At 47.2% G+C, this 15,147-nt stretch carries 15 protein-coding genes; 11 read left to right on the plus strand and 4 right to left on the minus strand.

The genetic code is table 11. The annotated features are described in order from the left end of the window. The first annotated feature begins 473 nt into the window (after positions 1-473). The 11 genes from GX117_05025 (at position 474) to gpmA (ending at position 9,351) form a co-directional block, all read left to right on the plus strand. Positions 474-1,067 carry a hypothetical protein gene (locus GX117_05025; protein NLO32705.1) on the plus strand — a complete coding sequence of 198 codons (594 nt, stop codon included), beginning with the start codon at positions 474-476 and terminating at the stop codon, positions 1,065-1,067. Between the two features lie 6 nt (positions 1,068-1,073). Beyond that, positions 1,074-1,748, plus strand: coding sequence for a hypothetical protein (locus GX117_05030; GenBank protein ID NLO32706.1), 675 nt, complete (start codon positions 1,074-1,076; stop codon positions 1,746-1,748). A gap of 2 nt (positions 1,749-1,750) precedes the next feature. After that, complete coding sequence (gene hemC, locus GX117_05035; protein NLO32707.1) at positions 1,751-2,653, plus strand: hydroxymethylbilane synthase; 903 nt, start codon at positions 1,751-1,753, stop codon at positions 2,651-2,653. Then, complete coding sequence (locus tag GX117_05040) at positions 2,647-3,456, plus strand: uroporphyrinogen-III synthase (GenBank protein NLO32708.1); 810 nt, start codon at positions 2,647-2,649, stop codon at positions 3,454-3,456. Before hemC ends, GX117_05040 begins: the two co-directional genes overlap by 7 nt. Positions 3,457-3,484: 28 nt before the next feature. After that, positions 3,485-3,853 (plus strand): ferredoxin family protein, encoded by a 369-nt coding sequence (locus GX117_05045; protein NLO32709.1) that lies wholly within the window; start codon positions 3,485-3,487, stop codon positions 3,851-3,853. Between the two features lie 3 nt (positions 3,854-3,856). Then, positions 3,857-5,206 (plus strand): hypothetical protein, encoded by a 1,350-nt coding sequence (locus GX117_05050; protein NLO32710.1) that lies wholly within the window; start codon positions 3,857-3,859, stop codon positions 5,204-5,206. A gap of 91 nt (positions 5,207-5,297) precedes the next feature. Beyond that, a complete protein-coding gene (locus GX117_05055; protein ID NLO32711.1) occupies positions 5,298-6,026 on the plus strand; it encodes an MBL fold metallo-hydrolase in 729 nt (242 codons plus the stop codon). A gap of 50 nt (positions 6,027-6,076) precedes the next feature. Beyond that, entirely contained in the window at positions 6,077-7,267 is a 1,191-nt protein-coding gene (locus GX117_05060) for a helix-turn-helix domain-containing protein (protein ID NLO32712.1), read from the plus strand. Positions 7,268-7,327: 60 nt separating this feature from the next. Further along, complete coding sequence (locus GX117_05065; GenBank protein NLO32713.1) at positions 7,328-7,492, plus strand: hypothetical protein; 165 nt, start codon at positions 7,328-7,330, stop codon at positions 7,490-7,492. A 171-nt stretch (positions 7,493-7,663) separates the two neighbouring features. Next, positions 7,664-8,497, plus strand: coding sequence for a sugar phosphate isomerase/epimerase (locus tag GX117_05070; protein ID NLO32714.1), 834 nt, complete (start codon positions 7,664-7,666; stop codon positions 8,495-8,497). 107 nt (positions 8,498-8,604) lie between these two features. Then, positions 8,605-9,351: a 2,3-diphosphoglycerate-dependent phosphoglycerate mutase gene (gene gpmA, locus GX117_05075; GenBank protein NLO32715.1), complete on the plus strand. Its 747-nt coding sequence runs from the start codon at positions 8,605-8,607 to the stop codon at positions 9,349-9,351. A 75-nt stretch (positions 9,352-9,426) separates the two neighbouring features. Here the strand turns inward: gpmA and GX117_05080 are convergent, their stop codons facing one another. The 4 genes from GX117_05080 to GX117_05095 form a co-directional block, all read right to left on the minus strand. Then, positions 9,427-10,173, minus strand: coding sequence for a class I SAM-dependent methyltransferase (locus GX117_05080; GenBank protein ID NLO32716.1), 747 nt, complete (start codon positions 10,171-10,173; stop codon positions 9,427-9,429). Positions 10,174-10,187: 14 nt separating this feature from the next. Continuing rightward, positions 10,188-11,822, minus strand: coding sequence for a hydroxylamine reductase (gene hcp / locus GX117_05085; GenBank protein ID NLO32717.1), 1,635 nt, complete (start codon positions 11,820-11,822; stop codon positions 10,188-10,190). Between the two features lie 75 nt (positions 11,823-11,897). After that, positions 11,898-12,692, minus strand: coding sequence for a 4Fe-4S binding protein (locus GX117_05090; protein ID NLO32718.1), 795 nt, complete (start codon positions 12,690-12,692; stop codon positions 11,898-11,900). Between the two features lie 112 nt (positions 12,693-12,804). After that, entirely contained in the window at positions 12,805-14,805 is a 2,001-nt protein-coding gene (locus GX117_05095; GenBank protein NLO32719.1) for a hypothetical protein, read from the minus strand. Between the last annotated feature and the right edge of the window lie 342 nt (positions 14,806-15,147).

Here is a 15,147-nt window from a genome sequence, read left to right on the forward strand (position 1 = left end):
CTCGCTACGCTCGGCTCCACAAGCGCCCATGCAATCCTGCCAGGAGGCGCGCTCATGAAACACAGAAACTCTCATAACAACTGGACCAAAAAGCGGGGGCTTGACAGCAGGACAAGGAATTCTCGCACGTTTTCTTTATTTATTCAAAGAAGAATGAACAGGGTGGGTTAATTAAAAGAGAGAATCATAAAACTTTTATGACAACTGACGATACTCTACAACTTATAAAAACAAAAATGCAACTTATACCCCCTTCAATTCGTGGAGCGCCAAAGACTTCAGTCATGATAGAATAATGTTTTCGGAAAGAATACAACAAAGGATAAGGCGCTCATTGTTATTCTTAAATATACAATGACTTAAATTGAATCTCACGTCATTTTACGAATTTTGGATAATAGAGGCTGTTTACAGGTACAATAAAGGAACCTTCTTATCAGTTTACAACCCTTCCAACGGATTAAATTCCAGCTATGGTTCTTGCATTAACAGGATTAAGTCACCACACCAGCCCCCTTGCACTCCGGGAACGAATGACGCTTTCCGTGGCGGATCCGGGGAAGCTGCTTGCCGCCTTTCAGCAAAGTTTGGGCGAAGGCAGCGGCGCGGCACTGCTTACCACGTGCAACCGCATAGAACTCTATGCCAATGCCCGCCATATTCCGGAAAAGCAGCTCCATGAAAAAATGATCCAATTTTTAGGCTCAACCTATCAACTGGCGGAATCTGAGTTTTCGGGATTTCTTTACCACAAAACTGAAAAAGAAGCGGTTACCCACCTCTTCAGAGTGGCGGCGAGTCTGGACAGCATGGTGGTAGGCGAAAACGAAATCATGAGCCAGATCCAATACATGTATGATGTTGCGCAGAAAGCGGGCACGCTCAACCGAATTTTAAGTACTTTACTGGAACGTTCTTTAAAATGCGGCAAAAGAGTGCGTACCGAAACGCAGATCAGCCGAGGCAAAGTCTCTGTCGCGTCCATCGCTGTTGATCTCGTCGAATCCATCTTGCAGGATTTACATGGGAAAGCGGCGATGATTATCGGTGCCGGTCAAGTGGGGTAACTGGCGATGAAAAGCCTCGTCGATCGAGGTATCCAACATGTGATGGTGCTTAACCGTACCTTGGCGCGCGCGAAAGAGCTTGCGCGCCGTTATCATGGTGAAGCGATCGCTTTTGATGCGCTCCATTGCCACTTACACCGCGCAGATATTGTTATTGCTTCGACAGGAGCCCCCGAACTCATTTTAAAAGCTTCGGATTTTGAAGAGGCTATAGAGCAGCGGCAGCGGGCGCCTATGATTGTAATTGACATTGCCATCCCCCGCGATATTGAACGCGAAGCGGGAGGCATTGATAATGTCTACTGTTATGATATGGATGACCTGCAAGGCATGGCGGAACGCAATTTGGCGAAAAGACAGGATGAAATCCCGGCTTGCATGGATATTGTCCAAGCTGAGGTTGACAGCTTTATTCATTGGCGCCATACGCTGAATGCAGATCCGATTATTTCGGCTCTGACAGAAAAATTTCATGATATCCGCCAAAAAGAGTTGCAAAATACCTTCGCATCTGTCAACGACTTAACGGACCGTCACAAAAGAGAGATAGAACAGTTGTCTGTACGCATTACAAAATGTTTGCTCCACCATCCCGTTGAGGTGGTCAAACATGCCAACCCCGAAGAACAGGATCTTATGATCGCTCTTATGGAACGCCTTTTCAGTTTGGGAGATTCGTGACTTTGAATACTGTTGTTTTTGGTTCCAGAGGCAGTGCCCTTGCCCTTTCTCAAACCAAACATATTATGGCGCGTTTCGAGGAACTGAATCCTTCTATTAAAACCGATCTATCCATTGTCTCCACAACCGGAGATCAATTGACGGATCTGCCATTGAGTGCCATCGGCGGACAAGGTGCCTTTACCCGCGAAATCGAACACGCTTTGTTGGATGCAGCCATTGATGTGGCGGTTCATAGCTTGAAAGATTTGCCTATTCAACAGCCCCAAGGTCTCTATCTTTGTGCTATCCCCGAACGTGAAGCGCCTGAAGATATACTGATTACGAAAAACGGCTGTACATTGGAAGAGCTGCCTCAAGGGGCTCGTGTTGGGACATCCAGTTTGCGTCGAAAAATCCAACTGCTGTTAATCCGCCCCGATTTAGAAATTGTCGAATTACGGGGCAATGTACCGACCCGGATTGCAAGAGTTGTGGAAGGCCCTCTTGACGCCGCAATTCTGGCTCTCGCGGGCATACGTCGTTTACGATTGGAAAACGATACGCCTATGCAAATCATTAGCTTGTCACAGATGCTGCCGTCGCCGGGTCAGGGTGCTTTGGCATTGGAAATACGCACTGAAGATGTCGAACTCGCCGGACTTATTACGCCCCTCCACGATGCCCGCGCCGCGGCGGAGGTACACTGTGAGCGAGCTATATTGAAAGGTTTCGGCGGTGGATGTCGTGCGCCTTTGGGAACCTATGCGCAGTGTATTGGCAATACCTTGGATATCCGTGCTATCGCCTGCAATCCTGATACGGGCAAGAAATTATGCATACACGAAGAAGCCTCCGTGGAAGAGGCGCAAAGACAGGGCGAAGACATCGGTTTGCGATTAGCTAAAGGCTTACAATTGTGTTGAAGAACCATTTTTTTTATAGCGCCATCGACAATAAAAACATCGTTGTTACCCGGGCACAATCTCAGGCGAAAAGTTTTGGAGAAAAACTTGAACGCCACGGTGCACATGTCCTGTACCTGCCGCTCATTCAAATTGAAAAAAATGCAGCGATCCAATGCCCCAACAATTTGGAAGACTTCGATTGGCTGCTATTGACGAGTGTCAACGCTGTTCATTATTTTTCGCAATGTCTAGAAAAAATGCAAAAGTCCTGGGCGGATATTGCCCACTGCCGGGTAGCTGTGATTGGAGAGGCAACAAAGAAAGCGGCGGAATCACAGGGACTGGTGCCGGAAGTTTTACCGGAACCCTATGTGGCAAGTGCCTTGCTAAAGAGTCTTTTCACGGCGGAACAACACCCTATTGGAAAACGGATCCTATATCCTAAAGGCAATCTCGCCAATCCGGAAATTGAATGTGCCTTAAAGATTCGCGGAATGGACGTTTCTTCCGTAATATGTTATGAGACCAAACACCGCAGAATCACCCCCGATGAAGCTAAAACACTGAGTGCATTTAAACCGCATATTGTAACTTTTTTTAGTCCTTCCGCAGTCCATTCTTTTATGGCATCACGATTGAATCGGAGCGTACTTTCAGCAATTCAACCGGTCGTTTATGCTTCTATAGGCCCCGTAACATCCCGTGCTCTTTTTGAGGCTAGACTGGATCCCGTCGTGGAAGCAGACTTACAAACAGAAGACGCCCTTATTGACGGTCTGAACGATTATTATGCTAAACGAGGAGAGCATTACAGGAACTGAGTTGTGCGCAACTTAAGGAGAAATAAAAATGGCTTTTGTAGTCTGTGACCCCTGCATTAAATGTAAATATACGGAATGTGTCAGTGTATGCCCCGTTGATTGTTTTCGTGAGGGGAAAAACATGTTGGTCATTGATCCTGATGAATGCATTGATTGCGGTGTATGTGTGGAGGAATGTCCGGTACGAGCCATTTATTGCGATGAGGAAGTGCCCGAAAAGTGGCAAGAATATATTGAGATCAACCAAAAATATTCAAAACTTTGGCCGGTTATACGGGACAGTCAAGATCCTCTTCCCACGGCTGACAGTTTCAGTGAAACAGAGAACAAACGGTCTCACTTCGATCCGGAACCCGGTTTGGGCAGTCGCGACTCCCTTGAAGATGAAGAGGAATAAAGAATGGCACTGCTGAACAGACGACCCCTTTATCTCTCTTTTTTCCTTTCTAAAGCATCAACGCTCATAGTGCCGATTTTCCTTTGTTTAACGGCCATCTTTGCATATCCCCTTGCCGCCGTCCCGCTTCATAAAAAAGCAGAAATCTTTGAATATGACATGCAGGAGCGTTTTCTCTTAGAAGGTCAAGCTTTGTGCAAACTCAAACTCCCTACCCAAGATAGAGACTTCATTGCGTATAACATGCCTGACAATGCTTACATGACCGGCATCTATACCGCCGCTCTCGCAATGAAATATGCCGTGACTGCGTCACCTGCCGATCATAAAGCTGCCCTTCAATCCTTAGAAGCACTCCATTTGTTGTGTTCCGTTTCCGGAACACCCGGCGTGCCTGCCCGTGCGGCTTGGCCTATTGACAAAGCCAATGACGATGATGGCATTTGGCGAGACTCTCCCTGTGGAAAATATTCGTGGCGCGGCGATGTAAGTACCGATCAAGTGGCGGGGCTCCTATTTGGTTTTGCATTTGCCTATGATTTGACAGCCGACGATGCGGAAAAAGAGCGAATTAAATGGGATGTTACTGCCATTGTAGATCGGATCTGCAAGCATGAAATGCAGATTGTAGATGTGGACGATAAACCAACCCGTTGGGGACGTTATGGGCCAAAGTATGTTATGCGCGGCGAAGCGATGAATGCATTGCTTTGGCTTCAAGCCTTGAAAGTGGCTGCTCATGTAACGAAAGAAAGTTACTATGAAAACTTATATAAACATTGGGCTGAAGAAGAACAATATCTTGAAATCGCGTCTAAAGCCAGACGCATGGCGGCACCCAGATTTGTGAACTATAGCGACGATGTCTTACTATTTCTTGCCTATTTGCCTTTATTGGTGTATGAAACAGAAGAGAATGTCCGTGTCAAAATTCAGGAGAGTCTGAACCGTACATGGATCGGTACCGATAAGTTTCCCGGTAAGATGCCGGAACAAAATCCTTTGTTTGCCTTTCTGGCCGCGAAATATTTGGGCGACAAAGCTCATGTAGAGGGCGCCCTAGAAACGTTGCAACAGTTTCCATTTGATATGAAGTGGAATCAAGACACCCTCGAAAGCTACACAACAAAATTCGAGCTGCAACTCAAGCCAATCATTCCGAAGGTTGACCTCAAGGAGGGCGACTTGGTGCCCATGGCGTACCGTAGCAAAGCTTGGTCTGCTTGGGTGCAAAACCCCTATTATAGCGCTGGAGATCGATCAAAAGATGATCCTATGGAATTTAATGGACACGATTATCTTCTCGCTTATTGGATGGGGCGCTATTTTTCCCTTATAGATGAAACAAAATAGAACTTTATTCTTATAACTGACCTCCGTCATAGAAAGTATATTTAGTGTGTTGCAGTTTGTGATTCTTGGAAGCAGCAGCAGTGGCAATGCCATGTTGATATCTTCTGAAAAAACAAAGCTATTGCTGGATAGCGGTTTCAGTTTTAGGAGACTGTCCGAACGCTTAGAAAAGCTTGGCGTCCCTGTGGACGCTTTGGATGCGGTCTTGATTACCCATGAACACACCGACCATGTTCAATGTTTGGGTACCCTTGCAAGAAAAACAAAGGTACCCGTTTTCATGACCTATGGATGCGCCGATGCCTTGCCCGCTTCTATCGGTCGTCTTCCCAAAATAGAATGTTTTGAATCCGGCGCATCCTTTTCAATTGGCGATATTTTGATCACGAGTTTCGCCGTCTCTCACGATGCAGCCGATCCTGTCAATTATACTTTTGAATGCGGCGGCGTCAAATTGGGTACGGCTACAGATTTTGGGCATTGTTCACACCTCATTCGCACACGATTAGCCGGTTCCAATGCACTGGTAATTGAATCCAATTATTGTCCGGAAATGCTCAGAAAAGGACCGTACCCGCCACAGATACAGCAGCGTATCCATGGACGTTACGGACATCTTTCTAATCATGATGTACAGGCCTTGTTGAAAGACATTTCTCATGACGCACTGCAGCTGGTTGTGTTAACTCATATCAGCCGAGACAATAACTGTCCTGATCTTGCTTGCCGTCTTGCCCGTGAGGCATTGGAAAGTTGGCCGGTAGATGTACGCGTTGCCGACGCTGATATTACTTCACCTGTCTTTGAGGTCTCTCTATGATACTCGCGCCAACCTTTTTTCGAGATCCCGAAACCTACAGGATTTTGGAAATGGCAGCGTTATCTGCCGCTTTGCCCTTGTGCATTCACAGTGGCGGAGGACTGAAAATAGAAGGGTGGGGGGGATGTGCCGCTTGCCACTGGGTCAACGCTACGGCTGCGGGTAGAAACGCGTGTCAAAAATCACGAGAAGACGCCGCCCTATTATCGGGGCTGAGACAGAACACCGTGAACTTTGTCTGCCATATGGGGTTGAACTGTGTTATCGCAGTACCTTTCAAAGATGAACCTTATACCCTTGTGTTCGGCCCCTTTATACCTGAAGGGATGACACAAGGCATTCACTACGCGATACGACAAGGCTTCATTGCCCTGACGGGAAAAGAACACAAAGAAAAGGATTTTTTACTTCCCTTCAAAACAGATGATATACGCCGTTTGCCCATGGCATCCGTGAGTGCCTCAATGGATTGGCTTCTATGGGGCTTAAAGGCGCGTCTGGAACGCTGGGAAGAGACGGATACAGACGACTTAGAATTGGAGACCTCACTTGAAGAAACTCCTTCCACAACATCAATAAAGCTTGAGCACACACAAAATACAGCCATACACTACAAAATCGTTGGTTTGGCTCTTTTATGCGGGCAAAGCCGTGAAGTGCAGCATTTTTTAGAAGATCGGATTGATGAAATAGGAAGTGCGCCGCTCGCCATCCACGCCCAATTAGCGCATTGTCTTGTTATACTGCTTGAAATTACGCAGAACTTTGGCGCTGTGACCGATGCTGCGTGGGTGGAATATAAACACTTTATTGAAGAAGCCTCTAAAGATAAGGATCGCAAAGCGCTTCTGAAAGGGGCAGAAAAAGTGGCGCGTCTCATTGCCCGTAATTCCAAGACAATTTTTCAAGAGAAATACAGCTATCTTCCCGCGGCTATGAACAGCATTTGCCAAGACTACGCAGCCAATAATCTACTTTCAAAAGTTGCCGCTGAAACTGATGTGGCGCCGTCTACCATTACAAGGATGCTCCAAAAGCTGACGGGGGCTTCTTTTTCCGAAGTGCTGGGACAAATCCGAACTACCCGGGCATCTCTGCTTTTGAGAAACACGCAAATATCCGCCTCAGCGATAGCTGTATTGGTAGGCATTGCCGATCAAAGTAATTTCATAAAAATCTTCAAACGCTATCAAGGATGCAGCCCTATTGAATATCGTAGACGATTTAAAAAATCCTTGTAATCGGGTGATCATTTATAAAAAAAACAGACAATCTTAAAGTAGATTTACGAAGAGCAAAATATGAGTTGGAAAAAGTTAAAAGCGCGCTTTCAAGCGTGGTGGCTTCTACAAAAATGCCCCACAGAATTTCTTTGCGACAACTGTAAATATGACTATCCAAGTGCTTGTCACCGACCTGAACGGCCCAATGCGACCCGATGTCCCGATTATCGGCCGCGCTCCTGATAAAACCACACGCTATCTCCACGAATTAGATCAAAAAATGCAGGCTGTGATATACTGCCGCTGACCGGGCGTTCTTTTCTTTTCGAATGTGGGATAGATGCGAGATAAGTACGTTGAAGTGTATCGACCTGCATTTTTCGGGATGGTTATGAACAGTGAAAGACAAAATCAATGAATATTGGAATACTTACAACACCATTATCCAATTATAGTCTGGAAGATATTCTGGATATGATTGAAGATAGCTTTATTGATTCTCTGGAAATACCTGCCCATCCCGGAAGCCCGCACATTGACGCCCTTCAATTGGACAAGAAACGTATCAAAGAGATACGCACAAAATGTGAAGAATCCATGGTTCGTATCAGCGCCTTGGGATACTACACTTGCGACATTAGCCATCCCGAAAAAATGGCAGAGACCCAGGCAATCGCTAAAAAAGTGATCAATGCCGCCGCCGCCTTGGAAGTCCCTGTAGTTTCGATGCTCACCGGATTTCCCGTGCCCGGTATGTCCAATATAGAAACCATCGAAACGGTGTTGCCGAAAGCATTTAAGCCCATCCTTGCACATGCTTCAAAAAAAGGCGTAAAAATTGCTGTGGAAAACTGGTTCCAAACCTGTCTGCAAGGATTAGACAGCTTTGAGGTCTTGTTTGACGCAATTCCTGATGAACATTTTGGACTAAATTATGATCCTTCCCACTTAGTGCACCAAGGTTGTGATTACTTGGAACCGATTTCACTATTTAAAGAACGCCTCTTTCATACCCATGCCAAAGACACGTACATTAATCACGCGGCCCGTGCATGGCAGGGAATTTATTCGGAGGGGTGGTGGCGTTATGTTATCCCCGGGTATGGCAGCATCCATTGGGGTGAATATATCGGTGAATTATTGCATAATGGTTATGATGATGTCTTGAGCATTGAACATGAAGACACCGCATTCACTGATTGGCAAGGTTTCTTTCAGGGCGCCAGTTTTCTTTCACAGTTTTGTTAAAAGAAGCTGGAAAAAGACTATTGATAGGTGACGAAGCAAGGTCATAAAACAATTGACAGTCAATAATATAATTTGAATTGGATTAGTAGTTAAAAAGGAGTTTCTACATGCATAAGCTGGTGTTGATACGACACGGACAGAGTACTTGGAATCTTGACAACCGCTTTACCGGTTGGACAGATGTAGACTTGAGCGATCATGGGCGCATTGAAGCGCAATCGGCCGGAAAAATCCTACGGGAAGAAGGCTACGAATTCGATGTCGTTTATACTTCCGTCTTGAAACGTGCCATCCGTACCATGTGGCATGTTATGGATGAATTGGATCAGATGTGGCTGCCTGTTACGCGCGACTGGCGTTTGAATGAGCGGCATTACGGCGCGCTTCAAGGGTTAAATAAATCCGAAACGGCGGCGAAACATGGGGAAGAGCAAGTGAAAATTTGGCGGCGTTCCTATTCCATCACACCGCCGCCTCTGGAAGAAGACGACCCGCGCAACGCGTCAAAAGATCGGCGTTATAGCCATCTCTCCAAAGCAGAAATTCCCGCCACAGAGAGCCTCAAAGAGACCGTCGCCCGCGTGATCCCTTATTGGAAAGAAAGCATTGCGCCCCAAGTGACCGCGGGGAAACGAGTTCTCATTGTAGCGCATGGCAACAGTCTTCGTGCCTTGGTTAAGTATCTGGACAACATTTCGGAAGAGGATATTATCGGTCTCAACATCCCGACCGGTGTGCCTTTAGTCTATGAATTAGATGAAGCACTCAAGCCCCTCGGGCATCGGTATCTTGGCGACCCTGAAGCCATTCGCAAAGCCATGGACGCTGTTGCCAGTCAGGGCAAAGCACGCTAATCATTCCCTCTGGCAAAAATAAAAAATACAGCAGCAGAGCGTAAATTAACATTACTCTTTGCTGCTGTTTTTTAGTTATTGCTTGCTGCTCGGCTTCTCAAAAGAAAGAATAATATCGGTTGAATCGGGGGAGAGGGGACTTTTGTCATAACCGCCATAGCGGCCTCTTAGGGAGAAACCGGCTTTTTCACCAATACTCTGAAGAAAAGAGGCGATCCAATGTTGTAAAACAAAGGATTCTCTGGTTTCACGCATTCCGGTACTTGAAGCGGAAAGATAGTCAATGGTCAATTGTGTCTGTGTTGCTTCAGGGACAAAGCGCTTTACAGCAACAAGTTTACCCTGTGGCAACTTCGCTTCCTCCGTGCGTATTCTGGGCTGTTGCAACGCTTTTTTTTCATAGTTGAGAGTCTGGGTAATCAATATACCGCCGGGACTTAAGACCTCAAAACTGTTCCGGAAAAAAGTTGCCAGTTTTTCTTTATTGGCCAGTAGACACAGTGAATTGCCTAAGCACACCATAAGCCCAAAAGGGCCATCGCTTGGAAAACACATATCGCCTACACGGTACTGAATCGTCGGCGCGCTGCGATGCTTCTGTGCATGGGCAACCATTTCTGCGCTCAAATCAGAAGCATACACTTGTGCCCCATGTTCCGCAAAAAAAGCGGCATGCAAGCCCAAACCGCAGGCGAGATCTGCAAGGCGTCGGTTGGGCGCTGCAGCGAGCGCCTCAAGAAGAAGAGGTCCTTCTCTCTCAAGTCGCCCGCTGCGATTGCCAAGCACTTCATAAAGTTCAGCTAATTGGAAAGCTGTCATCATTACAATCCGTTTGATTAGCCGAGCATGGCGGCCAAATCAGCTTCAACTTCGTTGATGGGTGTCAAACCGAAGGTATCAACTAGAACCTTAAGCACGTTAGGACCTACGAAAGCGGGGAGGGAGGGTCCAATACGCATGCCTTGAAGGCCAAGGTGCAGCAAGGTCAACAAAATGGCGACTGCTTTTTGTTCGTACCAGCTCAATACAATGGAAAGGGGCAGGTCATTGAGACCGCATTCGAAGGCGTTTGCCAGCGCAGCAGCGATTTGAATGGCGCTATAAGCGTCGTTGCATTGTCCGATATCAAGCAGACGGGGGATACCGCCAATATCACCGAACTCTTGTTTGTTGAAGCGATACTTACCGCAAGCAAGGGTCATGATCACACAGTCATCCGGGACACTGGAGGCAAGATCCGTATAGTAATTGCGCCCTACTTTTGCGCCGTCGCAACCGCCAATAAGGAAGAAGCGGCGAATCTTTCCGGCCTTTACAGCATCAATAACCGCGCCCGCCACATTCATGACCGCATTGTGTCCAAAGCCGATGGTGATAAATTGTTCTTCGCCATCCTCTGTAAATCCCGGGGCAGCGAGAGCAGCTTCAATGACAGGGGCAAAATTGCGGTCGCTGATGTGCATGACGCCCGGCCACTGCACGAGACCACAGGTGTAAATACGGGATTGATAGCTTTGACGCGGCCGTTGAATGCAATTGGTCGTCATTAAGATAGATCCGGGGAAAGCATCAAACTCTTTGGCTTGATTCTGCCAAGCGCTTCCATAGTTGCCCACCAAGTGCTTATATTTTTTGAGTCCGGGATAGGCAAGACAAGGCAGCATTTCACCATGGGTATACACATTGATGCCTTTGCCTTCTGTTTGAATGAGCAAGGCTTCCAGGTCTTTCAGATCATGGCCGGAAACAAGGATGCATTTCCCTTTGATCGGTGTCACGCGCACTTGGGTCGGTTCGGGATGACCATAGGTTCCCGTATTGGCTTGATCCAAGATTTCCATGGTACGCAGATTGACTTCCCCTACCTTCAGCGCACGGGCTACGAGTGCATCGACATCATCAACGCTGCGTGCGAGAAAATCGAGTGTGTCATGGGTGAAGGCATAAACTTCATCATCTTCCACGCCCAAGATACAAGCATGATCAGCATAAGCAGCCATGCCCTTTAATCCGTAGAGGATCAATTCTTGAAGGCCGGCAATATCCTGACCAAAATGTTCAAGTCGGTTTTCAAGACTGATGGAAACACCTTGGCGAACCATTTCTTCACGGGTCGACGCGATTTCCAAGGACGCAGGTCCTTGCGCCGGTTTCGCAGTGCCGTCGCAGGCGTCTACACAGGCTTTGCGCATACGGTCGCGCAGTTCAACGCCTTTTTGAACCATCGTTACGAGCGTATCGGCATCAAAGTTCACATTGGTCACGGTTGTAAACAACGCTTCCATTACAAAGCGGTCTACTTCCGCGTCTTTGATTCCCTGCTGCCTGGCGCAATGAGCGTTTTGGGATACACCTTTGGCTACGTGGATCAGCAAATCTTGCAGAGCAGCGGTTTCCGGATCTTTGCCGCAGACACCATGGGCGGTACATCCCGTGGACTGGGCGGTTTGTTCGCATTGATAACAGAACATCGACATTTCATTCTCCTTTTAGATGTTAGGTGAAAATTTATCTACCAAATTATATTGAAACAGAGGCATTATATGTTAATCAGCATATACATTACGCGCAATGATGGAACCTTCCACGCCAAGAATAATTTCCTCAACTGCCAAGGTGCTGCCGACAGCTTTTCTGGCACTGAGCAGCCATTGTGTAATTCCTCGACAACAGGGTACTTCCATACGCACTACAGTAACACTTTTCGGCTGTGCGTTTTGAAATAAAGCAGTCAATTTCTGCATGTACCCCGTACTATCATCCAGTTTAGGGCAGGCAATTGCAACCGCTTTCCCTTTCAAAAGACGGGGATGGAAGGAACCACAAGCAAAAGCGCAGCAATCCGCCGCGATAAGTATATGTGCCGATTGAAAATGGGGAGCGTTAAAGTTTACCAAATGCAGCTGAATGGGCCAATGTCCCAAAGCCGACGGACTATCCATTGCAGTGGAAGAAGTCGTTTCCGCTTCGGGTCTCTGGAATTGCCGTGCTTGTGATCTCGGGCAGCCGCCGGCGGGAGGAAAAGCAGCGGGAAGAGGTCTCGCCGTCATAGAGGGGCAGGCATGTACCGGTTCAGGCGTGGATACAGCCGCTTTTGACGCGGCAATGGATGCAGCCAATGATTCGGGCAGCTCAAATTCCGGCGCTTCTCGTTTTTCCAAAGTCAACGCGCCGGTGGGGCAGTTGCCGATGCACGCACCCAAACCGTCACAATAACTTTCTTTGATTAATTTCGCTTTGCCGTCGATAATCGCAAGAGCACCTTCTTCACAGTCAACTATACATTGACCGCAACCATCGCATTTTTCTTCATCTATCTTGATGATATTTCTAACTACCATCGTGTTTTCCTTTGCTGTTTGAGTTAAGTCTCTGACCAGTTCGCGATTATTATAACCTGTGGAAAAACACAATACCTTGACTTAAATCAAACTCTGAAAATAAACGCAAAGATTAAAAACGAGGCGTTTGCGGGTCTAGAATGCTAAGTTGTTCCTGTGGTATTAAGTTGGCCAAATCCGGCAGATCATACCAAGACAGGGCGTTGTGGACACTATTGATGAGTTGTTGCCCGGCTCGGGGTTCCCGCACAACGTCCATCCATGAAGCAATGCCATGTCGTAAGGTTGTATGGACGAAGAGACCTGGGTGTAGGGCGGCCGCATGCAGCGCAGGCACAGTTGCCTGACCGGAAGCATAGAGATAAAAAGACCGCTCTTCCAGATTGCGCAAGACTTCTGTGACCGCCATAATATCGGCGGCACGCATGCCCACATAGGATTTTCCTAACAAATAAGCTAGAAAATAATCTTTCCATTCTGCCCCGACATATTTCCTCCAATTGTCTCCGGAGGAGCCGCCGGCTGTTTCTCCAAAGCCGCGAAGTTCAACCAAGCAAAGCGTATGACCGGCCGACAAAAGGCCATCCAGAAGTTTGTCATTGGCGAGGGTAGTCTCCAAGTTTGTATCTTCACAGATGATTACATAGCCTCCGGTAAATTCTTCCGGTTTGACAAGACAGCTGCGCAGAAAAATACCGGGTTCCGATTGAATCACAAAAAATTCTTTTGTTGCACTATTGGCCGATTTATCTTCCGGATGGATTATCTTGGCGGCAGATTCTTTCTTTTCCGAGAGGCCGATGAGTTCGCGAATTTTATCGCGATAGGCGCCGTCGTCTTTCCCCTTGCGAAAAGTGCTGCATTTTTCTTCTAATTGTTCTGCCCGTTCCAGGTTTAAATCAAGAACAGACCGGGCATTGTCGCGCAACAGCACCTGTCCTTCTGGCGTACACAGGGCCTCGTCTTTGGTAAACACGGTAAAATCAGGCTCGGTGATGACACGATCAATCCCCAATAGCCAACGGCTCATCCAGCGTGCAGCCGCCTCTCGCTGCGGACGGGCAAAACCGTGGGTATCATCGTTTTCAATCAAGTCGACACGTTCTGAAAAGCCCAATCGTGAATAGATACGCTTGGCTTCGCGGAAGGTCTGCCATGTGCCGTTAATATCAAAGAAGTCTTGGGTTGCAGCACAGATTAAGGTGGGCTTAGGCGCGCGCAAATGAACATAGTCTGCATGGTCAAGACCGCCTGCGATTTGACCGAAAATATTTTGTTCTGCATCTTGCGGCCCAATCGTAGTGACGAGTTTTTCGAAGGTCGTCAGATAACAGGAGGGCGCGGCACATACGATACGTTCATCTAGTGCCATCAGATAACTGGTCAACGTGCCGTCGCCGGAGTTGCCTGTGCAGCCTATGCGATCGGCAATAATATCTGAACGGCTTTGAAGGTAGTCTATAGCGCGCATACCATCCCATACGCGATAACCGGCTGTATTTGTGCCTGTTAAAATAGCGCCAACACCAATTAACGTATGCTCGAGGGTGGAACCAAATTCATTAGAGCCATCTTCTTTCAAATAGGTGTAGCGCTCACCCTGTCCCACGGGATCGTAGCACAAAGCAGCCATACCACTGGCAGCAAGGAGCATGGAGATGCGCTGGTAAGGATCGGATGCCTTGCCTTCGATACTGTGTCCACAAGGAACGATGACACCGGGCCAAGGACCGATATCTTTCGGCAAATAGAGAAGACCGGTTACAAAAAAATTGGGCCGGCTTTCAAAAATGATCTTTTCATAGCGGAACCATTCCGTTTCACCTGAATCCAGAGTTTGGGCATTTAACGGGACCCTTTCAGGAAATCCGCCTAATTGATCGACAAAAAAGGCCTTCAATTCTTTTTGATAGGCATAAACCTCCTCGGGAGTCTTAAGTTCCTCGTACCGTGCCTTGCGCGATTCCAAGGCAGTCAAAATCTCCTCAGTCAAATAACGCTGCATCATTTCATTGGCAGGTTGCCCTTCAAAGACGTCGTTTAACGCGTCTAAAGCAGGCGCCTCAGCGGAGACTTGCGCAAAAATGGTGCATAGGGTAATTAATAAATACATAACGGCTTCTCCCTTGTTAATCAATCCCTTTATCCAAGTGTTTATCAACGGATAGACTATAGCAATGTCGCTTTGAAAATACAATTGTAACAGAAGTAACGGGAACTTCCTGAAAGAAGGGGAAAAGTCGCTTTGTTTTACGCGTTGCCCCGTTTTGTATTTAAGTTAAAAGGAATTAATCGATCATCGCTGTTTTTTTGACGGGCGCGTTTGGCTTGCGGTTTACCCCGAAATTAGTACCACTGTCTTAAGTGGAATCTGTATCCTTTAAATGGTCAAAAAGAAAGGATGCAGATGGGCAAGAAACGCAGACAATTCACGGATAAGTTCAAGGCCAAGCTA

Source organism: Candidatus Hydrogenedentota bacterium, from assembly GCA_012523015.1.
Classification (GTDB): Bacteria; Hydrogenedentota; Hydrogenedentia; order Hydrogenedentales; family CAITNO01; genus JAAYBJ01.